27 protein-coding genes, 2 tRNA genes and 1 riboswitch are annotated in these 22783 nt (G+C 70.6%); of the genes, 15 read left to right on the top strand and 14 right to left on the bottom strand.

What is annotated here, in order from left to right:
* Positions 1 to 146: 146 nt before the first annotated feature.
* The 3 genes from KME80_RS00640 (at position 147) to KME80_RS00630 (ending at position 2608) form a co-directional block, all read left to right on the top strand.
* Positions 147 to 986 (top strand): hypothetical protein, encoded by an 840-nt coding sequence (locus KME80_RS00640; RefSeq protein ID WP_219498802.1) that lies wholly within the window; start codon positions 147 to 149, stop codon positions 984 to 986.
* Between the two features lie 28 nt (positions 987 to 1014).
* Positions 1015 to 1878, top strand: coding sequence for a hypothetical protein (locus tag KME80_RS00635; RefSeq protein ID WP_219498799.1), 864 nt, complete (start codon positions 1015 to 1017; stop codon positions 1876 to 1878).
* Positions 1879 to 1960: 82 nt separating this feature from the next.
* A complete protein-coding gene (locus KME80_RS00630; RefSeq protein ID WP_219499448.1) occupies positions 1961 to 2608 on the top strand; it encodes a DNA alkylation repair protein in 648 nt (215 codons plus the stop codon).
* Between the two features lie 81 nt (positions 2609 to 2689).
* Here KME80_RS00630 and KME80_RS00625 read toward each other — a convergent pair whose 3' ends face one another.
* The gene (locus tag KME80_RS00625; RefSeq protein WP_246643593.1) at positions 2690 to 3100 is read right to left on the bottom strand and encodes a hypothetical protein; all 411 of its coding nucleotides are present in this window, start codon (positions 3098 to 3100) and stop codon (positions 2690 to 2692) included.
* A 160-nt stretch (positions 3101 to 3260) separates the two neighbouring features.
* Here KME80_RS00625 and KME80_RS00620 point away from each other — a divergent pair, with 160 nt between their 5' ends.
* Positions 3261 to 3956 (top strand): poly-gamma-glutamate hydrolase family protein, encoded by a 696-nt coding sequence (locus KME80_RS00620; protein ID WP_219498796.1) that lies wholly within the window; start codon positions 3261 to 3263, stop codon positions 3954 to 3956.
* Between the two features lie 323 nt (positions 3957 to 4279).
* Here KME80_RS00620 and KME80_RS00615 read toward each other — a convergent pair whose 3' ends face one another.
* The 3 genes from KME80_RS00615 to KME80_RS00605 form a co-directional block, all read right to left on the bottom strand.
* Positions 4280 to 4591: a hypothetical protein gene (locus KME80_RS00615; RefSeq protein WP_219498792.1), complete on the bottom strand. Its 312-nt coding sequence runs from the start codon at positions 4589 to 4591 to the stop codon at positions 4280 to 4282.
* A gap of 295 nt (positions 4592 to 4886) precedes the next feature.
* Positions 4887 to 4959: transfer RNA gene (locus KME80_RS00610), tRNA-Arg, on the bottom strand.
* Positions 4960 to 5007: 48 nt separating this feature from the next.
* Positions 5008 to 5562 carry a hypothetical protein gene (locus KME80_RS00605; RefSeq protein WP_308125562.1) on the bottom strand — a complete coding sequence of 185 codons (555 nt, stop codon included), beginning with the start codon at positions 5560 to 5562 and terminating at the stop codon, positions 5008 to 5010.
* Between the two features lie 134 nt (positions 5563 to 5696).
* On the opposite strand from KME80_RS00605, the gene KME80_RS00600 reads away from it, so the two are divergent.
* From KME80_RS00600 to KME80_RS00575, 6 genes are all read left to right on the top strand, one after another.
* Entirely contained in the window at positions 5697 to 6854 is a 1158-nt protein-coding gene (locus tag KME80_RS00600) for a sensor histidine kinase (RefSeq protein ID WP_246643591.1), read from the top strand.
* Positions 6851 to 7483 carry a response regulator gene (locus KME80_RS00595; protein WP_219498789.1) on the top strand — a complete coding sequence of 211 codons (633 nt, stop codon included), beginning with the start codon at positions 6851 to 6853 and terminating at the stop codon, positions 7481 to 7483. The genes KME80_RS00600 and KME80_RS00595 overlap by 4 nt, the downstream gene beginning before the upstream one ends.
* A 421-nt stretch (positions 7484 to 7904) precedes the next feature.
* Positions 7905 to 8201 carry a hypothetical protein gene (locus tag KME80_RS00590; protein ID WP_219498786.1) on the top strand — a complete coding sequence of 99 codons (297 nt, stop codon included), beginning with the start codon at positions 7905 to 7907 and terminating at the stop codon, positions 8199 to 8201.
* A 1-nt stretch (position 8202) separates the two neighbouring features.
* Positions 8203 to 8934 (top strand): prolipoprotein diacylglyceryl transferase, encoded by a 732-nt coding sequence (locus tag KME80_RS00585; protein ID WP_219498783.1) that lies wholly within the window; start codon positions 8203 to 8205, stop codon positions 8932 to 8934.
* Positions 8931 to 10484: a radical SAM protein gene (locus tag KME80_RS00580; protein ID WP_308125561.1), complete on the top strand. Its 1554-nt coding sequence runs from the start codon at positions 8931 to 8933 to the stop codon at positions 10482 to 10484. The genes KME80_RS00585 and KME80_RS00580 overlap by 4 nt, the downstream gene beginning before the upstream one ends.
* Entirely contained in the window at positions 10481 to 10720 is a 240-nt protein-coding gene (locus KME80_RS00575) for a hypothetical protein (protein WP_219498780.1), read from the top strand. The genes KME80_RS00580 and KME80_RS00575 overlap by 4 nt, the downstream gene beginning before the upstream one ends.
* Here KME80_RS00575 and KME80_RS00570 read toward each other — a convergent pair.
* The 6 genes from KME80_RS00570 to KME80_RS00545 form a co-directional block, all read right to left on the bottom strand.
* Entirely contained in the window at positions 10707 to 11963 is a 1257-nt protein-coding gene (locus KME80_RS00570; protein ID WP_219498778.1) for a hypothetical protein, read from the bottom strand. The genes KME80_RS00575 and KME80_RS00570 overlap by 14 nt on opposite strands.
* The gene (locus KME80_RS00565; RefSeq protein ID WP_219498776.1) at positions 11960 to 12436 is read right to left on the bottom strand and encodes a SigE family RNA polymerase sigma factor; all 477 of its coding nucleotides are present in this window, start codon (positions 12434 to 12436) and stop codon (positions 11960 to 11962) included. The genes KME80_RS00570 and KME80_RS00565 overlap by 4 nt, the downstream gene beginning before the upstream one ends.
* Before the next feature lie 93 nt (positions 12437 to 12529).
* Positions 12530 to 13201: a CHAP domain-containing protein gene (locus tag KME80_RS00560; protein ID WP_219498774.1), complete on the bottom strand. Its 672-nt coding sequence runs from the start codon at positions 13199 to 13201 to the stop codon at positions 12530 to 12532.
* 10 nt (positions 13202 to 13211) lie between these two features.
* Positions 13212 to 13353, bottom strand: a riboswitch (cyclic di-AMP (ydaO/yuaA leader).
* Between the two features lie 149 nt (positions 13354 to 13502).
* The gene (locus KME80_RS00555; RefSeq protein ID WP_219498771.1) at positions 13503 to 13961 is read right to left on the bottom strand and encodes a MaoC family dehydratase; all 459 of its coding nucleotides are present in this window, start codon (positions 13959 to 13961) and stop codon (positions 13503 to 13505) included.
* Positions 13962 to 13972: 11 nt separating this feature from the next.
* Entirely contained in the window at positions 13973 to 15187 is a 1215-nt protein-coding gene (locus KME80_RS00550; RefSeq protein WP_219498769.1) for a TolB-like translocation protein, read from the bottom strand.
* Positions 15184 to 15654, bottom strand: coding sequence for a SigE family RNA polymerase sigma factor (locus KME80_RS00545; protein WP_308125560.1), 471 nt, complete (start codon positions 15652 to 15654; stop codon positions 15184 to 15186). Before KME80_RS00545 ends, KME80_RS00550 begins: the two co-directional genes overlap by 4 nt.
* Positions 15655 to 15889: 235 nt before the next feature.
* On the opposite strand from KME80_RS00545, the gene KME80_RS00540 reads away from it, so the two are divergent.
* On the top strand, positions 15890 to 17071 hold the full coding sequence (locus tag KME80_RS00540; RefSeq protein WP_219498763.1) for an ATP-binding protein: 1182 nt from the start codon (positions 15890 to 15892) through the stop codon (positions 17069 to 17071).
* 91 nt (positions 17072 to 17162) lie between these two features.
* On the opposite strand, the gene KME80_RS00535 is transcribed toward KME80_RS00540, so the two are convergent.
* Entirely contained in the window at positions 17163 to 17948 is a 786-nt protein-coding gene (locus KME80_RS00535) for a MauE/DoxX family redox-associated membrane protein (protein ID WP_308125559.1), read from the bottom strand.
* A 5-nt stretch (positions 17949 to 17953) separates the two neighbouring features.
* On the bottom strand, positions 17954 to 18901 hold the full coding sequence (locus KME80_RS00530; protein WP_219498758.1) for a hypothetical protein: 948 nt from the start codon (positions 18899 to 18901) through the stop codon (positions 17954 to 17956).
* Between the two features lie 218 nt (positions 18902 to 19119).
* Between KME80_RS00530 and KME80_RS00525 the strand changes: the two genes are divergently transcribed.
* Positions 19120 to 19608 carry a SigE family RNA polymerase sigma factor gene (locus KME80_RS00525; protein ID WP_219498755.1) on the top strand — a complete coding sequence of 163 codons (489 nt, stop codon included), beginning with the start codon at positions 19120 to 19122 and terminating at the stop codon, positions 19606 to 19608.
* Here the strand turns inward: KME80_RS00525 and KME80_RS00520 are convergent.
* Positions 19577 to 20059 carry a MarR family winged helix-turn-helix transcriptional regulator gene (locus tag KME80_RS00520; protein ID WP_219498752.1) on the bottom strand — a complete coding sequence of 161 codons (483 nt, stop codon included), beginning with the start codon at positions 20057 to 20059 and terminating at the stop codon, positions 19577 to 19579. The genes KME80_RS00525 and KME80_RS00520 overlap by 32 nt on opposite strands.
* Before the next feature lie 95 nt (positions 20060 to 20154).
* On the opposite strand from KME80_RS00520, the gene KME80_RS00515 reads away from it, so the two are divergent.
* From KME80_RS00515 to KME80_RS00505, 3 genes are all read left to right on the top strand, one after another.
* The gene (locus KME80_RS00515; protein WP_219498748.1) at positions 20155 to 20724 is read left to right on the top strand and encodes a YceI family protein; all 570 of its coding nucleotides are present in this window, start codon (positions 20155 to 20157) and stop codon (positions 20722 to 20724) included.
* A 216-nt stretch (positions 20725 to 20940) separates the two neighbouring features.
* Positions 20941 to 21029: transfer RNA gene (locus KME80_RS00510), tRNA-Ser, on the top strand.
* A 41-nt stretch (positions 21030 to 21070) separates the two neighbouring features.
* Positions 21071 to 21751: a hypothetical protein gene (locus tag KME80_RS00505; protein ID WP_219498746.1), complete on the top strand. Its 681-nt coding sequence runs from the start codon at positions 21071 to 21073 to the stop codon at positions 21749 to 21751.
* Here the strand turns inward: KME80_RS00505 and KME80_RS00500 are convergent.
* Positions 21746 to 22759 (bottom strand): DUF418 domain-containing protein, encoded by a 1014-nt coding sequence (locus tag KME80_RS00500; protein WP_219498742.1) that lies wholly within the window; start codon positions 22757 to 22759, stop codon positions 21746 to 21748. The genes KME80_RS00505 and KME80_RS00500 overlap by 6 nt on opposite strands.
* Between the last annotated feature and the right edge of the window lie 24 nt (positions 22760 to 22783).

Raw genomic sequence — 22783 nt, 5'->3', positions numbered from 1 at the left:
CCGCCACCCCACCCCTAAACCGCAGGACGAACCCGCTATCACCGGACGCGCCCTTTGCGGACGCGCTTTTCGGACGGGACAGGCGGAAAGCCGCGCGATACCCTTGGGGACCGCCTTCACAGCGCCCCCGAGCAAGGACCGATTCCATGAGACGACGGGTCACCCTCGCCGCCGCCCTCCTGATCGCCTTCGTCCCCGTCGCCCCCGCCCAGGCCGCCGGCGCCGCCCCCGACCCGGCGAGCGCGCTCAAGCGGCAGCTCCGGCACGAGCACGGCGTCCGCGTCACCGAGACCACCCGTTACTCCTTCGGCACGAAGGCCAAACCTGCCGGGACCCGGATCACCGGCCGCGTCCAGCTCTCCCCGTCGGGCCCGGTGGCCGCCGACCTGTCCTGGCGCGACCTCGGCGAGTCCAGGTCCCACCGGGTGATCCGCGTCCGCAAGGACGTGTACGTCAGCCGCAGCCACGTGTCCGGCCCGGTCCCGTCCGGCAAGAACTGGATCATCTACCCCGACCGCCACCGGGGCCGCTTCGGCCGCGACCTGGCCGGGGACGCCAGCCTCCAGCCCATCGACGTGTACGATCCGGCCCTGGTGAAGGCCCTGCTGAAGTGCTCGACGAGCAAGGCCGTCCCCGGCGGGCGCCTCTACCGCGGCACGATGAGCTACGCGGAGCTGCTCCGGAACACCAAGGGCACGCTGGTCAACTGGTCGTCCGGCAAGGCCATCACCGCCCGGAGCAAGGGCAAGGTCTCCTGGCAGCTCTGGACGGGCCGCGACGGGCTGCTCAAGCGCCTGGTCACCAACGACACCGCCGGGACGGGCAAGAACCCCCTGGTCAAGCGGAGCGACACGCGCTACACCGGCTGGGGGTTCCGCCTCGCCGTCACCGCCCCGCCCGCCGACGAGGTCATCACCGAGGCCGCCCTGCTGAAGTACACCCGCGACGAGAACACCCCCATCCCCGAGGACTCGGGCAACACCTGATCCGGTCGCCTCAGGGAGGGTGATGTCCGTGCGCGAGCGTGCGGCGGGAGCGTTACGCGCCGGCGCGGTCCTGGCCGCGTCCGGGCCGGTGATCCTCACGACGTTCGGGATCGGCAGACCGGGCACCGGCTGGTTCTGCGCCCCGACCGTCCTGACCGCGCCGGACGGCCCGACCAGCCTGACCGTCCCGACCGCCCCGGACGGCCCTTACGCGCTCGGCGGCGCGCACCTGCCGGGCGAGCTGCTGTTCTGGGGCGTCCTCCTGCTGCCGGTCGCCGTCGCCTGGCTGCTTCTGCGCGGGTCGCGCCGCGCCACGCTCGCCGCCGTAGCCGCAGTCGGGGTCGTGCTGGCCTACGGGCTCGGCACCGCGTTCCTCCTGCCGGGTCCCGACCCGTGCACCGGGCTCGCACGCGCCGCCGAACCGCCCTGGCTCCTGATTGGCTGCTACCCGGTCGCCGCCGCCGCCGCGCTGCTCACGGCCTCCCGTTCAGCCCGGCCCCGGAGGCCGTACCGGATCGTCCTGTGGCTGCTGGCCGTGGGGGCGGCGGCGTGGGGGCCGGCGTTCCACCGCCTGACGCCGGTGGTGCACGAGGAGCGCCTGCTCCACACCGTGTACGTGTGGACGCGGGGGACGTTCTGGGATGATCTCACCCAGTGGTCCGTGGATGCCGGGGTGATCGGGCTGCCGGTCGTCCTCGTCGCGCTGGCGGCCACCGCGTACTCCCACTGGCGGCTGCTGGTGCCGGCGGCCGGGTTCGTCCGCAGGGGGCGCGACCGGGTTCTGAGGCGGCCGTCGGTGCAGGCCACCGGCCTGGGGCGGCTCGGCGTGGGGGTCGTGCTCGCCGTCGCCGTCGTCTGGGCGGCCGTCTCGTCCTTCACGCCGTCGCGGTGAACGGCCGCCGAGTCGGGCGTACGCTGAACCCGCAGGTGACGGACGGGAGGCTGACGTGGCCGAGACGACGGTGGCCGAGGTGATGGCCGAACTGGCCGAGCTCGAGGACCCCAGGGTCCGCGAGGTGAACGAGAAGCACGGCGACGACCACGGGGTGAACCTCGGCAAGCTGCGCGCCCTCGCCAAGCGGCTGAAGACGCAGCAGGACCTCGCGCGCCGGCTCTGGGAGACGGGCGACACCGCCGCCAGGCTGCTGGCGATGCTGATCTGCCGCCCGAAGGCGTACGAGCGGGACGAACTCGACGCCATGATGCGCGAGGCGCGCACGCCCAAGGTGCACGACTGGCTCGTCAGTTATGTGGTGAAGAAGAGCCCGCACGCCGAGGAGCTGCGCGTGGCCTGGTTCGCCGACCCCGACCCGGTGGTCGCGAGCGCCGGCTGGGCGCTGACCTCCGAACGGGTGACGAAGAAGCCCGAGGGGATCGACCTCGCCGGGCTGCTCGACCTCGTCGAGAAAGAGATGAAGGACGCCCCGGAACGGCTTCAGTGGGCGATGAACACCTGCCTCGCCCAGATCGGGATCGAACACCCCGAACACCGCGCCCGCGCCCTGGCCATCGGGGAGCGGCTGGAGGTGCTCAAGGACTACCCGACCTCACCGGGGTGCACGTCGCCGTACGCGCCGATCTGGATCGGCGAGATGGTGCGCCGGCAGCAGGCGGCCTCGTAGCCGTTTCCCGGGCCACAGGGTCACGGGGCCCGTCGTGGACCCCGTGACCGTGCGTACGATTCTCGCCCGGACCCGCATGGATCAGGCGGCGTCGAGAGCCACGGTGATCTTGCGGGCCATGTCCGCCAGGGCGGGGCTGGGCGTGCCCTTGTGGATCTGCGCCGCCGCGTCCACGGCGACGAGGACGGTGCCGCGGAAGTTGGCCGCCTCGGCCGGGTCCTGCTGGTTGAGCAGGCGCATCGACTCCGTCAGCGCGGGCAGCACCTGGTCGGCCAGCGTGGCCACCGTCCTGCCGTACTTCACGCCCTTGGGCGCCTTGGCCAGCACGTGCCCGACGAGCCCGGTCGCCGAGGTCAGCGCGATGGACCCCTCGGTGGCCACCCGGTGCGCCGAACCGGCGGCGCCGGCGGCGGACATCAGCGAGACGGCGCCCCAGGCGGCGACGCGGAGGGTGAGCTTGTCCTGGTCGGTGAGGGAGATGGCGATGGTCATGAGACGCTCCTTCTGAGCTGTACGGTGCCTGTCGGCCGGGTGGCGCGGTTCGCAGTGACGAACCGCTTATGTCCCCAACTTTCGCCCACCGCCCTGACACCAGATCGTCGCCGCCCTGACACGGCCCCTGATACCGGGACGAGATGACACGATGGGCGCCATGCGAAAGATCATCACCGCCGGGCTCGTGGCCCTGCTCGTCCCCACGGTCGCCCCGCACCCCGCCCACGCCGCAGCCGCCGACACGTACCCCGACTACGCCACCCTCGCCGCCAAGGAGGTCGAAGGCCGCGACTACCTGCGCCTGCGCCGCCTCCCCCGGGGCGCCAAGGTGGCGCACATCGCCATCCACGGCGGCGCGATCGAGTCACCCACCACCCAGCTCGCCGACCACGCGGCAGGCACCAAGCACGCCTTCTACTCGTTCGTCGGCATCAAGCCCGGCGGCAACAGCAAACTCCACATCACCTCGACCCGCTTCGACGAACCTCGCGCGCTCAAGCTCGTCGCCGCCGTCGACCGCACCGTCTCCTGGCACGCCGCCGCGGCCACCCACGCGACCACCTACGTCGGAGGCCGCGACGCCCGCCTGGTCGCCAAGGTCACCGCCGCCCTCAGGAAGGCCGGCTTCCCCGTGGCGGCCACGATCCCCGACCGGATCAACGGCACCAGCCCCCGCAACATCGTCAACAAGAACAAGCGCCGCATGGGCGTACAACTGGAGATCAGCAAGGGCCAGCGCGCACGCTTCTTCAAGGGCGGCAAACTGTCCAGGGCCCGGGTGGAGAACCCGGCCAACCGCACCAGCGCCTTCTACCGCTACGTCAACGCCGTCAACAGCGCCCTAGCCTCCTGACCAGCGCCTTCCGGGAGCGCGGGTTCCCTCCCCGTCAGCCGTCCCGCCGGACCGCGGGCGCGAACGCACCTCGTACCTTCCCGCCGTCGGCACAGAGCGGCCCCGTCGCCCGTCGCACCGTGCGAGTCCACGACCAGCACGACCGCACCACCGGCCCCGTCGACGGCCCCAGCCAGGCGGTACGCTCTTCAGCCTCCTCGGGACCGGCGATGCCCTCGACGAGTCCGTGTCTGCAAGATCCCGGGATTGCCCGAACAAACCGAAAGGCCCGTCCCAGATTTCCCTGGTAGCACGGGCCTTCGTTTCGGGGTGTGGAGCCGGCGTCAGCAGATGAGGGCGACTCCCACGGTGAAGGGGATGCTGTGGTACGGCGTGTGCTCGGAGCGCTGTCCGGTGGACACGCAGGTGCCGACCTCGTGCCAGGAACCGACGCCGGCGTTGGGGTTGGGGTGGCTGACATAGATGAGGACGGCGTACCGGGCGTAGCCGGTGCAGATCGCCCAGGCGGTCTTGGGACTATCCACGCCGGTTGTGCAGTTGGGGTCGGCGTTCGCCGGAGAGGCCATGCCGAAGAGGGCGGAGGCGGTGAGGAGAGCTGTGGCGGACAGGGCCGCGGCGTGCTTTCTGAGGTGCATGTGCTGACCTCCAGCAGGGTTGGCTGGTGCGCGGATGGTCCCCGAAGGTGGTGCACTCTTAGGAAAGCTTCTTATTAGAAAGTAGCCGGACGCAGCGCACAGTCAAGGGCGAGCGCCTTTCCGCTTCGGTGTGCGCGGGTCACGTACCTCCGCGCGAAGGTCAGCTGATCCGTGGGCTTCCAGGAACCGTCTCCGGCGCGCCGTCAGGGCCAGCGGAGAAAGGCGGTAGAGCCCGTTGCTGTACGCCCATGCGAAAGGCCCTCCGGGATCATCCCGAAGGGCCTTTGACCTGCTGTGCGGCCGGAGGTACTCGAAACCCCAACCTTCTGATCCGTAGTCAGATGCTCTATCCATTGAGCTACGGCCGCTCGCTGCGTAAGCAAGCATAGCGGGTCCGGAGCGATGCCTCGAACCAGTTACGCCGATCGCGCGTCTTCGGTCTCCACCTTCTTGGGCCACAGCGTGTGGCTCACCGGCCAGATCAGGGCGATCGCCGGCACCCTGACGAGTTGCAGGGCGAACATCCGAAGCTCCTCCGTACGCGCCGGGTCGCCCACGAGCCAGGTCATGAGCAGGACGACGGCCCAGGTGATCCCGTACGCCAGCAGGATGAGCAGCCAGTAGCGCCATTCGTAGAGGGTGCGGGCCCTGCCTCCGGGTGGGGGTTTCGGGGGCGGGGGGCCGCCGGCGAAGCGGTGGTGGAACTTGGCGTCGGCCCAGCGCAGGGTGCGGTGGCCGAAGACGACGGAGTACGCGAGGTAGGCGGCCGCGAGGCCGTGCTTGAAGTCGGCCACGGCGCCGCCGCGCATGTCGATCACGGCGGCGGTGAGGAGGACGACGTCCAGGAGGGGGACGCCGACCAGCAGGGCCGTGCTGAGGCGGCGGCGCTTCCAGAGATAGCGGCAGGCGAGGCCGAGTCCGAGGAGGACCCAGAAGCCGATCTCGCACGCGATCAGGATGGCGACAATCACGCTGTCCAGTCTTGCGGGCGCTTTGGGCGGTTTCCTCCGCCAGGAAAAGGAACCTGTGGATACATCGAAGGGTGTATCCACAGGCGGCCCCGCGAAGGAGGGAACCGGTGGTCCGGGGTGGTGGGATAGGAGGCATGAAACGCGTGCCGCTGCTGGCGGGGCTGGCCTTCGCGGTGGGTCTGCTCCTGATCGCGGCTGGAGCCTACATCCCCCGCGACCCGCCCGCGTGGCAGCCGTCCCGGTGGATGATGGCGGTGCCGCTGGCGATGGTGTGCCTCGCCACGCTGGGGCGCACGCGGGCGCCGATGGCCTCGCTGGGGCTGGGCACGACCGGGATCCTGCTCGACACCGTGGTGGGGCCGTCGCTGGGCACGGTGCTGGTCTACACGGACAATCTGTACGCGGCCGCGCTCTACGGGCCGGCCAGGGCGTCGCGGTGGCTGTTGATCGGCACGACGATGATCGCGGTGGTGTCCGGGGCGGTGGGCGGGTTCCTGGCGAGCGACTGGCGGGTGCTGGCGCTGATCAGCGTGCAGCTGGGGCTGGTGCTGGTGTCGCCGGTGACGACGGCCCAGGTGCTGCGGCAGCAGCGCGACCGGGCGGTGGCCGAGCGGACGCGGGCTGAGCAGGTGGCGCGGCTGGCCGAGCTCGACCGGCAGGCGGCGATCACGGCCGAGCGCACGCGGATGGCCCGCGAGCTGCACGACATGATCGCCAACCATTTCAGCGCCATCGCCATCCAGTCCACGGCCGTGCTGTCCCGCAAGGACCTGGATCAGGGCACCGTGCGAAAGATCATGGAGTCCGTACGTGAGAACAGCGTGAAGGGGTTGTCCGAGATGCGGTCCATGATCGGGTTGCTGCGGCAGGCGGGCGAGGAGGCCGAGGCGGTGCGGCCACGGCTGGCCGACGCGGAGGGCCTGGTCGAACGGGCCCGCGGGTCGGGGATGGAGACGTCGTTGCGTGTCGAGGGCGAGCCCCGGGAGCTGCCCCCGCCGGTCGATCTGGCCGCGTTCCGGATTCTTCAGGAGGCATTGACCAATGCGCTCAAACACGGCGAGCAGCCGGCGAGCGTGCACATCCGCTACGAGGCGCGGCAGGTCTCGGTGACCGTGGACAACGCGGTCAACGGGCGTGACGCGCGGCTGCCGGGCGCGGGCGCCGGGCTGGTGGGCATGCGGGAGCGGGCCGCGCTGGTCGGCGGCACGTTCGAGGCCGGGCCGCAGGGCGACGGGTGGCGGGTCACGGCACGGTTGCCGACCTCTGGACAGGATGACGGGAGCGCGGGATGAGCATCAGGGTTCTGGTGGCCGACGACCATGCGGCGGTCCGGGCCGGGATCGTGCTGATCCTCGACGGCACCGACGACATCGAGGTCGTGGGCGAGGCGGCCGACGGGGTGGAGGCCGTGGCGCTGGCCAGGGAGAAGCGGCCGGACGTGGTGCTGATGGACGTGCGGATGCCGCGGATGGACGGCATCTCGGCCACCAGGGAGCTGGTCGGGGTGGCCGATGTGCTGATCTTGACGACGTTCGACGTGGACGAGTACGTGTTCGGGGCGTTGCGGGCGGGGGCGGCCGGGTTCCTGTTGAAGAACACCGACGCCGATTCGCTGGTCGAGGCCGTGCGGCTGGTGGCCAGGGGTGACGGGCTGATCTCGCCGGCTGTCACGAGGCGGCTGATCACGGCGTTCGGCGAGCAGGCGCCGCCGGTGCGCAAGGAGGCGGTCGATCCGGCCGGGCTGACGCCGCGCGAGCGGGAGGTGCTGGCCTGCATCGGGCGCGGGCTGTCCAACGCGGAGATCGCCCGGGAGCTCGACATGGCGGAGGCCACGACCAAGACCCACGTCAGCAGGGTGCTGAACAAGCTGGGGCTGAAGAGCCGGGTTCAGGCGGCGATCTATTACTCGGAGGGGCTATAGGGCGGTCTGAGGAGGTTCTTCCTGGGCAGGGCTGGGGGGTGGGGCCGGGCGCGGGGCAGCAATATCGGCCGGTATGTATAGCCAAGTGAAAGTGTCGCCCCCTAACCTTTGCCGGACCAGGGGGGGAGAGCCAATGACCACACCACCGCCGCCGCCGCAGGGCCCGGACGACCCGGCGTGGCGCCAGCCACCCCAGGGACCGCCGCAGGGGCCACAACAAGGGCCGCAGCAAGGGCCTCCGCACGGGCCGCCGCCGCACGGGCCACAGCAAGGCCAACAGCACGGGCCACAGCAAGGCCAACAGCACGGGCCACAGCAAGGCCAACAGCACGGGCAACAGCAGTGGCCGCCGTACGGGCAACAGCACGGGCCGTGGCCGCCTCCGCCTCCGCCGCAGCCGCAGGGCAGCTCGGCGGGGATCGTGGTCGGGCTCGCGCTCGCCGGGGTGGCCATCTACAGCGTCATCAACGTCATGGTCGTGTTCGGGGTCCTCATGGTCGCCGGCTCGGCCATGGGCGGCGACCAGGCGGGGGTCGTGATCGGGGCGGCGGCCGCGTTCCTCGCCCTGGTGGGGCTCGGCGTGGGCGTCGGCCTGCTGCTGGTGCGCAAGCCGTGGTCGATCGGCACCGGGCTCGGGCTGATGATCGGCTGGGCGCTGTGGTCGATCGTCACGGCGGGACTGTGCACGGGTCTCAACCCGAGCCTCTACGGCGGCTGACGTGCCGCTGCACGAGATCTTCGTCGGTCTCGGCGTGCTGGTGGCCTCGGTGGTGTTCGTCCGCGAGGCCCGCAGCCGGGGGGCGCTGAACGAGCAGTCGCTGGTGGCGGTCACCGGGGCGCTGGTCGGCGGCGCCATCGGCATGCGCCTGGCGGGCTGGCTGGAGACGCTGGACCTGCAGAGCCTCTGGCTGTACGGGTCGCGCAGCGTCCTGGGCGGATTGACCGGCGCGTACGTGGGCGTGCTCGTCGCCAAGCGGGTGATCGGCTATCGAGAGCGCACCGGTGACCTGTTCGCGCCGGCGGTGGCGCTGGGCATGGCGGTCGGGCGGATCGGCTGCCATCTGACCGAGGCCCCGGGGCGGCCGACCTCGCTGCCGTGGGGCATCCACGCGCCGGCGACGACCCCGGACTGCCCCGGCTGCCTGGCGGGCCAGGCGATGCACCCGTCGTTCGTCTACGAGATCGTCTTCCAGCTCGCCGCGTTCGCCGCCCTGGTGTGGGCGCGCAAGCGGCTGACCAGGCCGGGCGAGCTGTTCACGCTCTATCTGGCGGGCTACGCGGTGTTCCGTTTCCTGGTGGAGTTCACCCGGGTGAACGACATCCTGTGGTCCGGCCTGACCGGTCCGCAGTGCTTCCTCCTGCCGGGTCTGCTGCTGCTGGGCATCCGGGTCGGCTACGGCTGGCGGCGCGGCTACTACGATGCCCTCTTCGACCGGAAGGTGCACCAGTGAGCACAGGCATGGAGCTGCGGGGCGACCGCATCCTCCGCTACGTCAACGCGTTCTGCCCGCACTGTCAGGAGCCCGATCTCACCCGGGTGGAGCGGCTGAGCGGCTACCTGGCGGAGCGGGACGGCCGGGTGTGGCTCGAACGCGGGTGCCGCGAGCACGGGCTGGTCAGGACGCTGTACGACGAGGACCCGGAGATTCTTGCCTATCTGGAGGAATGGACCGCTCCCACCAAGCAGCACATCCCGGACGTGTCGGGCAACTTCGCCCCCGTGCCGGGCGCGTACCTGCAAGGGCTTCCGGAGATGCAGACGCAGCACACCTGCATCCTGCTGGAGGACATCGCCGAGGCGTGCAACCTGCGCTGCCCCACCTGCTTCGCCGGCAGCTCTCCCGACCTGTCCGGCATCGTGCCTGTCGCCGAGGTGCTGGCCAACGTGGACCAGCGGCTGGCCAGGGAGAACGGCAGGCTGGACGTCCTCATGCTGAGCGGCGGCGAGCCCACGCTGCATCCCGAGCTGAAGACGCTCCTGGCCGAGCTGACCGCCCGGCCCGTCACCCGCATCCTGATCAACACCAACGGCGTCCTGATCGCCCGCGACGACTCGCTGCTGGACCTGCTCACCGAGCACCGCGAGCGGGTCGAGGTCTACCTCCAGTACGACGGCTCGTCGGCCGAGTCCTCCCGGCATCACCGAGGCGGTGACCTGCGCAGGCTGAAGGCCGACGCCGTACGGAGGCTGTCGGAGCGGGAGATCTTCACCACGCTGGTGATGACCGCCGCCCTGGGCGTCAACGACGGCGAGATCGGCGACGTGATCAAGCTGGCCCTCGACACCCCGTACGTGGGCGGCGTGTCGTTGCAGCCGCAGTTCGGCTCGGGCCGGTCGGGGGCCATCGACCCGATGGACCGACTGACCCACACCGGCGTGCTCAAGCGGCTCGGCCCGCAGACCGGCGGCCTGGTGACCTGGCGCGACCTGACCGCGTTGCCGTGCTCGCACCCGCACTGCTGCTCGGTGGGCTACCTGATCCGCGACGACTCCCGGCAGTGGCGCTCGCTGGTGGCGCTGATCGGCCACGACCGGCTCAAGGAGAACCTGGGCCTGGTCGCCAACCGCATCGCCGACTCCGAGATCCCGCGCGAGCTGCGGCTGGCCGTCCAGGAGTCGCTGCTCGGCCTGCTGTCGGAGCAGTCGTCGCTGTCGCACCCCCGGATCGGCGACCTGTGGCGCAACATCTGCGAGAACTGCGACCTCGGCGTCTCCACCCTGCTGGCGCTGGCCTCGTCCGCGCTGCCGGGCAGGCGGGCGAAGCTGCGCCGGATGCTGGGCGAGCGGGTGGTGCGGGTGACGGTCAAGCCGTTCATGGACCTGTCGACCATGATCGAGGAGCGGCTGACGCAGTGCTGCGTGCACGTGGGCACGCGGTCCGACCGTGACCAGTGCGCGCCGTTCTGCGCCGTGCAGGCGTGGCCGCAGCTCTCGGCCCAGCGGCTGTCAGCGGTGGCCGCCGAGCCGAGGGTACGGCTCCCGCTGGAGGTGATCACGTGAAGGCCGAGCCGTACGATCCGCTGAGGTTGTGCGTCTATGCCACGGTCGCGCTGCTGGCGTGGCTGTTCGGGCCGTGGGCGTTGCTGGCGTTCGCCGGGCTGGGGTTCGCGGGCTACTGGAAGGCGCGGCGGGCCGGGCTGACCCGGAGCAAGTGCCTGCTCCGGGACACCCGGCTGGTGCTGGCCTACCTGGGGCTGCTGGCGGCGCTCGCGGTGGCGGCGATCATCTTCTGGTGACGGCCGCCAGGTTCATCACGGTGACCTCGGGGCCCTTGCCCCAGTACATGATCGTGGTGGGCGAGGACGACGTTCCGCTGCCGTAACTGGCGGACCCGTCGGGCGACACCCGGTTCACGCCGGCGATCTTGCCGGTGGCCGGGTCGTAGACCGCGACGGGCGCGACGTACTCCTTGGCCGGATCGGCGTCACCTCTGACCGGCATGACCGAGGCGAACCGGTCGCCCAGGACCTCCCCGTGGAAGCCGAGCGACGGGAGCAGCGTGGCGTCGGAGCCGTCGAGGCCCTGCACCAGGAGCCCGCCGCCCTTGGCGTCGCCGTAGCACCACTCGGCGGCGCAGGTCAGCTTCGTGACGGAGCCGGAGGCCGGGAGCGGGGTCTTCTCGCCGGTCACCAGGTCGACCCTGCGGTCCTGGTTCTTCTGCCCGCGCTCGCCCGGCGCGTAGCCGACGGCGTACGGCCAGGAGTCCAGGTGGAGGCCGTCGGAGCCGGCGACCTTCTCGGGCTCGCCGCCGGACAGCGGAAGCCGGTGGACACCCCCGTCGCGTACGGACCAGACCAGGGCGTCCTCGGTGAGGCCGATCCGCTCCACGTTCGCCAGGTCGCCGGTGACCTCGCCGACCCGCTGGGCGGTGCCGCCCTCGCGGGGGATGATCCAGAAGTCGGCCCACTTGTCCCTGTCGTTGGGCGTGGTGCCGTACCAGGCGAAGTGCCGCTCTCCCACCTCGACGTCCTGGACGAAGTAGCCCTTGACGCCTTCGGGGGCGGGCATGTCGCCCACCACCCTGGTCGTGCGGGCAGTGGTGTCGTAGATCTCCAGGCGGCCGGCCTTCTCGAAGGAGGACTCGGCGGTCAGCAGCACCTCGGTGGGGGAAATTCCGGTCACCGGGCGATATTTCCAACCATCGGGGGCCGCCGCCGGCATCGTGAACACCGCCTCCGGCCACACCTCGGCCACCGGCTTCACCTCCGCCACCCTGGGGACGGCACTGGCCACCTCCCCAGGCGACACCGTGGTCACCGCGACCGCCGGCTCCACCGACACCCGAGGCTCCCCCCGCCACACCGCCATCGTCCCTCCGGCAACCAGCACCACCGAGGCGGCCGCCAGGGCCATGCCCGCCCACTGCCGGCGTCGCCGCGCCCGCCGCCGGGCCGCGACGGCCGCCGCCAGCCCGCCGGTCGGCGTGACGTGCCCGGCCCCGGCACGCAGGGTACGGACCAGGTCCTCTTCGCTTCTCATCGTGCCTCCTGCAGCATTCGCTTGATCCGGAGCTTGTCCAGGGCACGCGCCGCCTGGCTGCGCACGGTGCCGCGCGAGACGCCGAGGATCGCGGCGATCTCCGCGTCGGGCAGGTCCTCGTAGTAGCGCAGCACGAGGACCACTCGCATCCTGGGCGGCAGCCGTTGCAGGTCCGCCCACAGGTCCGCGTCCTCGTAACGGTCGAAGCGCCCCTTCTCCGGCACGACGGACACCAGTTCCTCCCGGTGCCTGCGCCGCCACGAGGTGATGTGCAGCCTGACCATGGTCGTGCGCACGTACCCCTCGGGGTCGTCCTTCTTGCGCACACGTGACCAGGCGTCACCCAGCCTGGCCAGGGCCTCCTGGACGAGGTCCGCCGCGTCGTCCGCGTTGCCGGACAGCACGTAGCCGTACCGGAGGAGCGCGTCGCCCCGGCTCCGGACGAACTCGTCGAACTCGGTTGTGTGGTCCACGTATCCAGGGATCCTCCAGCACGCCGTACCGTTGCACGAAACGCGAAAAGCGCGCGCCCCCGGAAGGGGACGCGCGCTTTCGAGGCGGTCTGATCAGGCGGCGTACGACGGGTAGCCGTAGCCGGCGACCTGCGAGGTGGGACGGACCCGCTCCTCGACCTTGCCGTTGCCGGTGTTGCCCTCGATCGTGGAGATCGTGCCGTCACCGTTGTCCTTGACGACGAAGCCGACGTGGTCGATGGAGCTGATGTCCTTGCTGCCGCTCCAGGAGAAGAAGACCACGGCGCCGGGCTTGGCCTCCTGGCCCCAGCGGTCGTTGGCGGCGAACCACTTGGCGTGGGTCACGGTGTAGGCGTCCCAGCCGACCTGCGGGCGGGCGCCGGTCTGCTCGCCGACCCAGGAGACGAACATCGAGCACCAGGCGGCGTTCAGGTAGTCCTGGCGGTTGCCGCCGTCACGCTGGACGGTCTCGGCGGCGCGCTGGGAGTTGGCGTACCACTGCTGGAACTTGGTGCCACCGCCGGCGGCGTTCTCGGAGGTGCCGACCTGGGCCTTGGCGACGGCCAGGACCTGCGAGGCGGAGACGTTGACCCTGGTGTTCTGGTTCGTGGCGGCCTGCTGGGCCTGGGCGGCCTGCGGCTGGGTGTTGGCGGTGGTCGCGGTGCTGGCGTCCGCCGACACGTGGGCGCCGAACGCGGTCGCGACGAGCGCGGCGCCGAGGACGGCCTTGGACACGTTGATCTTGGGGGTGCGGATGGGGCGCATTAAGGGTAACTCCTCGCTTCCATACCGCTTACCGGGTTAGCTGACGGGTTCGGGCGTGGAAGCTGCCCTACGGCGATGTCGGTGCCGATTCACCCCGGTGGAACACATGGGTCCCCGGTTCCGCGTGTGAGCGGATTCAGCGGTCACAGGTCGGTCCCTGTGATGGACGGTGGGTCGTGACGCCCGAGAGTCGGTCGCGTCTTACCCGCGTACAGAAATGTCCAACACACCCCTGACCTGGGTAATTCCCTCGTAACGAAATTTCCACGAAACCGGCCGCGGGCGGGGGCCCGCGGCCCGGCTACTCCGCAGGAACGTAAAGGCTGAGCGTCTCGGCGATGCACGCCGGGCGCTTCTCGCCCTCGACCTCGACGGTCATCTTGAGGTTGGACAGGTAGCCCGCCGGCGTCCCCTTGACGTCGGTCAGCTCGGCCGTGGCCCGCACCCTGGCCCCGACCGGCACCGGGCGGGGGAAGCGCACCTTGTTCAGGCCGTAGTTGACGCCCATCGCGATGCCCTCGACCCGCACCAGCTCGAACATGAACGCCGGCAGCAGCGACAGGCTCAGGTAGCCGTGCGCGATCGTGCCGCCGAACGGGCCCTCCTTGGCCCGCTCCACGTCGACGTGGATCCACTGGTGGTCGTCGGTGGCGTCGGCGAAGAGGTTGACCTGTTCCTGGGTGACGGTGCGCCACTCAGTGGGGCCGAACTTCTCGCCGACGGCAGCCTTGAGTTCCTGTACGTTCGCGAAGGTCCGCATGAGGCGGAACGCTATTGCGCCGGTGGGACCGCTGCCAAGTTCAGCACCCGGAACTTGTCCGGCTTGTCCCCCTTGGTGGCGCCCCAGTAGAAGACGGTGCTCGGTTCCGACGAGACGCCCGCCCCGTACCAGTTGCCCGGGTTGCCGAAGCTCACCATCGTGCTCGTCGCCAGGTCGTACACCGCATTGCCCGCCGCCAGGAACCGGTCCAGGATCGGGTAGCGCGCCACGCCCATGCCGATGCCGCGCGCGACCTCCCGGGGCGGCTGCGAGCCGTCGACGCGGCTGATGACCGTGCCGCGCTCCCCCCGGCCGTAACACCAGACCGGCCCGCAGCGCATGCCCTGCACGCCCGGCGGCGGCTGCACGGTGCGGCTGGAGCCGTCCTCCAGGTTCACCAGCCGGAGCTGGTTGCGGTCCAGGTCCCCCGGCAGGCCGGCCACGTCGGTGGCCCAGGGCCACTGGACGAGGTGCAGGCCGTCGCTGCCGGGGACGCGCTCGGGCTCGATCCCGCCGAGCGGGTGCCGCCACACGCCGCCGTCGACCTCCGACCAGACGACGTGGTCGCCGTCCAGGCCGATCGCGTCGAGGTCGGCGTCCTGGCCCACGCGGCTGGCCACCAGCCTGGCCTCGCCGCCGGCCAGCGGGACCGTCCAGATGTCACGGATCTGCGCGCCGTCGCCCTGCTCGCCGTACGCGAACCAGGCGACGTTCGCGCCGTCCACGGTCACGCCCTGCACGATGTACTTCTTCAGCCGGTCGTCCTTCGGCACCTCGGCGACGAGCCTGGCCTTTCCGGTACGCGAGTCGTACACCTCGAACTTGCCGGCCTTCTCGAACGACGACTCGGCGCTGAGCAGGACCTCCGTGGGGCTGATGGCGGTGATGGGGCGGTAGCGCCAGCCGTCGGAGTTCCTGGCCGGCATGGTGAACACCGCCTCCGGCCACAGCTCCGCCGCCACCGCTTCCACCGGCTCGACGGGCACCGGGGCGATCGACGCCGTGGCCGTCGCCAGCGGCTGCGGGGTCTCCTGGACGGCGGTGCCCCTGAAGACCGCCGTGCCGGTGCCCGCGACCGCCACCACGGCCGCCGCGGCCAGCAGTTGCGCCCTTCTCCTGGCGCGCCGCCGCCTGCGCAGCCGGGCGACCCCCGCCAGCAGGTCCGGCTCCGGCGCGTCCGCGGCGCCCTGCCGCAGCGCTGTGACCAGCTCGTCCTCTGTCCTCACGCCCGTCCCCTTTCGAGCATCGCCGGCCTGACCCGGAGCGTGTTGAGCCCGCGGAACGCCTGGCTTCGCACCGTTCCTCGGGAGATGCCGAGGATGTCGGCGATCTCCTGGTCGGACAGGTCCTCGTAGTAGCGCAGCACCAGCACGGCGCGTTGCCGCCGCGGCAGCGTGGCGAGCTCTCTCCAGAGCTCGCCGGTGGAGTGGATGTCGGTGTAGGAGCCCTCGGGCAGCTCGCCCGTCAGGCGCTCGCGCCGCACCTTGCGCCACCAGCTCACGTGCTGGCGGGCCATGATCGTACGGACGTACGACTCCGGATTGTCCTTGTTGCGCACCCGCCGCCAGGTGTCGCTCAACCGCAGCAGCGCCTCCTGCACCAGATCGGCGGCGTCCTCGGCGTTGCCGGTGAGAACGTAGCCGTATCGCAGGAGGGCCGGCCCGCGGGCCCGGACGAAATCCTCGAACTCCACACCACCATGACGCCCGGGGTGGGCTCGGCTGTTGCAAACTTCTTTACCCGAAATCATCGCGCACCTGTTCGAGTCCGCGCTACAGTCTTAGGTACTCGAATCGAACAAGGGTTCGGCCTGGTGAGAGGGGGTGTGTCCGGTGACGGTGCTCGCGCTCGCCCCTGCCCGGACACGCCGTAGCGCTTTCTTCCCAAATCTAAGACGGCCGCTATATCCGGCAATAGAGTCCGAGAGCGTGGACCCTGTGCGCAACCCCTACGCCCCCGGAGCCGGACAGCGTCCGCCGGAGCTCGCCGGGCGCGACCGTGAGCTGCAGCAGTTCGAGGTCGTGCTGGAGCGGGTGGCCCGCGGCCGTCCCGAGCGCAGCATGGTCGTCACCGGCCTGCGCGGCGTCGGCAAGACCGTGCTCCTCAACACCTTCAAGTCCATGGCGATGCAGCGGCTGTGGGGCACGGGCAAGATCGAGGCCCGGCCCGACCAGTCGATCCGCCGTCCCGTCGCCGCCGCCCTGCACATGGCGATCCGCGAGCTGGCTCCGCGCCACCGCGCGCCCGAGCGCATCGAGGAGTTCCTGGGCGTGCTCAAGGCGTTCGCGATGCGCGACCCGGCCGCCGCCAAGGGCACCTCGCACTGGTCGCCCGGCATCGAGGTGCCGGCCAGCCGGGGCCGGGCCGACTCCGGCGACCTGGAGATCGATCTGACCGAGCTGTTCGTCGACGCCGCCGGCGTGGCCACCGACCTGGGCGTCGGCATCGCCCTGTTCATCGACGAGATGCAGGACGTGCAGGCCGCCGACGTCTCGGCGCTCTGCGCCGCCTGCCACGAGCTGTCACAGTCCGGCGGCCCGCTCATCGTGGTCGGGGCCGGGCTGCCGCACCTGCCGAGCGTGCTGTCGGCCAGCAAGAGCTACAGCGAGCGGCTGTTCCGCTACGCGCGCATCGACAAGCTCGACCGGGAGGCCGCCGACCTGGCGCTCATCCTGCCCGCGCGCGAGGAGCAGGTCGAGTTCACCCAGGAGGCGCTCGACGCCCTCTACGAGGCGGCCGACGGCTACCCCTACTTCGTCCAGGCCTACGGCAAGGTGGCCTGGGACCTGGCGCTGCGCAGCCCGATCACGCTCGACGACGTCAAGGTGTCGGCCCCGGAGGCGGAGGAGGAGCTGGCCGTGGGCTTCTTCGGCAGCCGCTACGAGCGCGCCACCCCCGCCGAGCGCGACTACATGCACGCCATGGCGGAGATCGGCGACGAGCCGGTGCCCACCGCCGAGGTCGCCGAGGCGCTGGGCCGCAAGCCCTCCAGCCTCTCCCCTGCCCGCGACAGCCTCATCAAGAAGGGCCTGATCTACAGTGCCGAGCGCGGCCTGATCGCGTTCACGGTGCCGCATTTCGGGAGGTTCCTGCGTGCCCAACCGGTGTGAGCACCGCCCCTAGCCCTCTATTGGGCTGTCTAGTGGGGAAGCTAGACAGCCCAATAGAGTTCAATCGAGCGCTCTATAAGGCTGTCTACCGTCAGGCCGATACGGTCGTATATTCCGGCAGAGACTCCGCGCTCACCACCGCGACCCGCACCGCGGGCCGCCGCCCCGCCAGGTGCACGGCGAAGACCACGTCGTCCCGCTCGTGGTTCTGGAAGGCGAAGAAGCGCCAGCACAGCTCCCGCCAGCTGTCATAGGGCTCGGTGGCCGCCAGTTGCGCCGCGTGGGCCCGCCACGTGCCGCTCGACTTGAGCCGCGCCAGCGACACCCCCTCCTGCGGGCCGCGCCGCTGCTCGCACGGGGCCCGGTGCCGGGCCCGGTCGACCAGCTCGTCGATCTCCGGCGACAGCACCGCCAGCACCGCCGCCCCGGCCAGCGTGAACCCCCAGGCCGGCTCGGCGAACGCCGTCCAGCCCGGCGTCCCGGCCCACACCGCCATGAGCGCCATCCCGGTCAGCACCACGGTCCGGCCGATCGAACGCAGCCCGACCGGCGCCGAGCTCACCTCGCCGAAGCAGCCGCACCCGGCATCCGGCCGGCGCCTGCGCAGCTCCAGCAGCACGTACGTGGACAGCGCGAAGAACGTGACCGTCCCCCACCGGAACAGCGGGTGCGCCGAGACCAGCAGCCCGGCGGCGAGCACCAGCTCGACGACGCCGCACAGCAGCAGGGCCGGTTGCTGGAGCCGGCCCGGCATCAGGACCGCCGGGCCCAGCCGGGCCAGCTCCCCCGGCTCCCGGCCCGACCGGACGACGGAGAACTTGGCCACCGTCCCCAGGACGAGCAGGACGATCAGGACAGGCACCTGTGAAGCCAGCACGTGTGTCACCCCAATCCGATCTGCGCGTTGAAACACCCGTTCACCAGGTCCCCGCCCAGCTCCACGTAGCTGGCCGGGGAGAGCTCGGTGATCCGACCGCGTGGCGAGGTGCCACACTCGACACACCGGTCGCAGAACCGCCCGGCCACGCACCCGCACGCGACGATCGGCACGACCGCCGACCGATTCGCGCACACGTTCTGGATCTGCAGCAGCGAGCCGATCGCCAGGTACGGCAGCGCCGCGCACGACACGCCCGCGTCGGGGCAGCCCGCGTCCGAGCGCTCCACCATCGGGTACGCGGCGCCGCGCTCCTCGCCGTCGAACACATCGGACCAGGTGATGGTGCCCGCGATGCGCGCCTGGGCGCCGGCGTAGGACGGCGGTGGCGGCGGCACGGCCCGCGCCGGGTAGGCGGGCTGCGACGTGGCGGGCAGCAGCGCCAGCGCGGCGCCGTCCTTCCTGACCCCGATCGCGTCGAACAGGTAACCGGGCTCGAACTGGGGATGGCGCACCCGCAGCCGGCCCGTGGCGCGGTAGGGGATCACGATCGTGCGGCGGCCCCGGTGCGGGCCGCAGTCGAGCTCCACGGTGACGTCCTTGCGGCCTTCGATCGACACGATGGTGCCGGTCAGGCGTACGGTGTCGGCCCAGATCCGCTCGACAACCTTGCCCTCGCGCAACGCCCTCATCAGCACGGTGGCCCGTACCGGAAGGTCGGCCGGGGCGACGTCGCCGCCGTGCCACGCGGTCGCCCACGGCGCGATGACCAGGCGCTCCTGCCTCCCGTCTGGAGTCTCGACGGCGATCATGTGCGGGCTCACGTCGAGGATCTCGCCGGTGACCGCGCGCAGGGGCTCGCCCCCTTCCGGCCCCGGGCCCGGCGTCGTCGCCTCGCGCCCCAGCGCCGCCGCTGCCAGCACCCGGCGACGCTCAACATCAGGAAAGCCCATCCGCCCCTCCCTCGTCCCGGGTACCAGAGTCACACGCATGCGGCTGGGCCAGGGCCTTCCACCGCACACGGGAGCAAAATACGCATCCCCCGGGGAAGGAGATGACATCCGGCGTCATACAAACTGCCACCGACCTTGACTGACCTTTATCCACGGCGGGCCGAATCCTGAATTGCGGTTCTGCCTGAATGCGGCCCCGGGCTGGGATTCTGGCCGGGATGCAGAGATTCGACGAGGAGTTCCGCGAGTACGTGATGACGCGCGGCCCTGCGCTGCTGCGTGCCGCCAAGCAGCTGACCGGACACCCTCTGGATGCGGAGGATCTCCTGCAGAGCGCACTGACCAAGACATACCTCGCATGGGACCGCATCCAGGACCGGGGGGCGCTCGACGGGTACGTGCGTCGGGCGATGGTCAACATCAACATCTCCCAGTGGCGACGGCGCAAGCTGGAAGAGTACCCGTCCGACGAGTTGCCCGAGGTGGTTACGCCGGCAGAAGCCTGCGGCGACGTGCACGAGCGGCTCGAACTGGCCCTGCAGAAGCTGCCCGAGCGGATGCGGGCGGCCATCGTGCTGCGCTACTACGAGGACATGACCGAGCCGGAGATCGCCAGCGCGCTGGGGATCAGCGTCGGCACGGTGAAGAGCACGGTGTCGCGGGCCATGGCCAAGCTCAGGAGTGAACTGGGTCTGCCCCGGCCGTAGCGCAGGGCCGCACGACCTGCCGGATCTTGCGCAGCGTGGCCAGGAACGTCTCCAGCTCGGCGGAGCTCAGCAGCCCGGTCAGGCACTCGTCGATGTCCTCCAGGTGGCGGGGCAGCACCTCTTCCAGCTTGTCGCGGCCGGACCCGGTGAGCGTGGCGTAGGAGGCCCGCCGATCGGTGGCGCACGCCTCGCGGGAGACCAGGCCGTCACGTTCCAAACGGTCGATCACGCGGGTCACGCCACTCGTGGACAGACCGGTCTGCGCGGCCAGATCGGTCATCCGGAGCTGCTGACGCGGCGAACGCCCCAGCCTGACCAGGGTCTCGAAGTCGACGTCCGACAGCCCGGCCGCGCTGAACACCGGCTGCATCCTGGCCGTCAGCCCGGCATGCACCTCCGCCAGCAGGCCCATGGCCGTCAGCCTGGGGTCGTCAATGTTCGTCACGCTCATACCCTAACGGACGTTGGTTGACGCGCGGAATATTCCTCGTGTAGAAATTTGTTGGCGCAAACGTCCGCACAACAAGCTCCATCGGAGGGAACCCCATGAGCACGCGCACCTGGAACGGCCTGACCGTCCCCGCCGCCGGCACCTACACGCTCGACGTCGCCCACACCACCATCGGCTTCGTGGTCAAGCACATGATGGTCAGCAAGGTACGCGGCAGCTTCTCCAACTTCTCCGGTTCCGTCACGATCGCCGAGAACCCGCTGGACTCGTCCGCCGAGCTCACGATCAAGACCGAGAGCATCTCCACCGGCGTGGCCGACCGCGACGGCCACCTGCGCAGCGACGACTTCCTCGCCGTGGACAAGTTCCCGGAGATCACCTTCAAGAGCACCCGCGTCACCGACCACTCGGGCGACGAGTTCACCGTCGTCGGTGACCTCACGATCCGCGAGGTCACCAAGGAGGTCGAGCTCACGGTCGAGTACGGCGGCGCCGGCACCAACCCGTGGGGCCAGGCCGTCTGGGGCTTCTCCATCAACACCGAGTTCGACCGCGAGGACTTCGGCCTCACCTGGAACCAGGCCCTGGAGACGGGCGGCGTTCTGGTCGGCAAGAAGATCAAGGTCGAGATCGAGGGCGAGGCGAACCCGGCGGCTGCCGCCTAGGCTTCGCGGTTGTCCACAGCGGGGGGTTATCCACAGCCCTGAGCCCGCTCCTGACCAGGAGCGGGCTTTGTCCACAGCCCGTTACCCACAGGGTGTGGACAACTCGCTGGACACTGATTGGACAGCGACGAGGCGGCCGCGCGGGGACGCGTGACGGGAACCGCTTTGCCGCACTGCCAGAAGGCCGGTACGCTGTCCTGAGCCACGTGGCTACCAGGAGGATTCGCCTAGTCAGGTCTATGGCGCCGCACTGCTAATGCGGTTTGGTGGCAACACCATCCGGGGTTCAAATCCCCGATCCTCCGCAGGTGAAAGGCCCTCGCCCCTTGGATGGGGAGAGGGCCTTTTGATTTTCGACGTGTGCTGTGACTGGCCGGCCGAGTCGTGCGCAGCGGATATGCGTTGGCCCATGATCCCCGTATCGGGCGATGCTGTACCGATGTCGTCATGGTTGCTGACCCAGGCGGAGTACGAACGTACGGCTGCCATGTTGCGAGGTCGGCGTATTCAGAGGGTCGTCTACTACCCGTTGACGGGCGGCGACGACGGTTGCGACGTCGAGGAGTGGGACTTCGGGACGTGGCACCAGCCGACCATGGGGGTGGAACTGTTCACCGACTGTGGTGCTTGCTTCTCGGCTGTGTGGGGCAGCAGCTTCGACCACTTCGGGCTTGAAGTCTTCCCTGAGCCGATGACCGCTCACCTGCGGATGATCGGGCAGCCCGGCGGGGCGGCGGCGGTGGACGTGACGGATCACCCACGCTGGTCGGGCCTCGTCGGCAGAAAAGTCACCAGCGTCGATATCGCCTGGTCCTCAGACTCCGAGAGCGGCCTCCCGACGCCGAACGCGATCAGGTTGTGCTCGCGGGAGGAGGCCGTGTGGATAGCCGTCGCGAGCCCGGCGGAATGGCCGCCAGCCGAGGCCTACCGCCTGGGCACCGACGATGTCATGGTCGTCTTCACCGCTGAGTTCGCGGCCAAGGTAGGCATTCCCTCTGTCGGCGCCGGCCACGGCTCCGTGTCATGACGTCCTAGTTCGGCTGAGGCGTGGGCGGTGCAGCCAGGTGGTCCAGCGCCAGAGCCACTCCAGGGGCCCCTGGCGGTAGTGGCGTAGCCATAGTGCGCTGAACAGCCACTGGGTCAGGAGGATGGCCCCCGCGGTCCAGTACGCCGTCTCCAAGGACTGGCCGATCGGCAGGCCGAGGACACGACTGGCAACCAGTACGAGGAGTGTGGCGGTCAGGTAGTTGGTCAGCGCCATCCGGCCCAGTGGCGCGAAGACGAACTGCAGCACCGGTCGCAGCGGCGTTCGGAGCAGGAGCAGCAGGCCGCACACGTACACGCCGACGAGCAGCAGGTCGGCGAGGCTCGTCACGGCGGGCAGGTGCGTCGTGGCGCCCACGGCCCGCAGGCCGGCCTTCGCCCACAGGGTGGTGGCCAGTGCCGCCGCGAAGAGCAGGCCCAGCAGGAGCGGCCCTCGGGTGGACTGCTCGATCCGCTCGATCACGCCATAGCGGACCAGGGCCGAGCCGAGGACGAAGAGCCCGGCGATCAGCAGGGGCCCGCCCATGCCGAAAATTATCGCCGCCGGGATGAGTGCCGCGGCGAGGCTGGCCATGGCCCACCGCGGCAGCCAGGTCGAGGGCAGCAGCACCAGCATGCCGACGATGGCGTAGATGGTGAGGATCTCGCCCGGCCAGAGCAGCATGTGTACGAGACCGATCGCGAGCAACGCCAGCAGCTGGCGCAGCAGGACCAGGCGGGGGCGGGGGGCGCGGTTCGCGGCGGAGCTCAGCAGCAGTGCGAACCCGATGCCGAACAGCAGCGAGAAGATCGGCAACCCCAGCCAGGGGTCCCAGTCGCCCATGGGCTGCACCACGACGGCGGAGGCGCCGGTGGCTATGAGCTGGATGTTGGCGAGCAGGATCTCGCACAGCGCGAACCCGCGCAGCACGTCGAGCGCGATGATCCGGGGCCGCCCCAGGGACGGGAGGCGGTGGCTGGACGGGGCCTCGGGGAGGTCTTCGCGTGGCATGGGGCCTCATCCTGTACGGCCTCC

Source organism: Nonomuraea ceibae (genome assembly GCF_019396325.1).
Classification (GTDB): Bacteria; Actinomycetota; Actinomycetes; order Streptosporangiales; family Streptosporangiaceae; genus Nonomuraea; species Nonomuraea ceibae.
The sequence above is the reverse complement of the archived record's forward strand: the minus strand, read 5'-3'. Positions and strand labels throughout refer to the sequence as shown.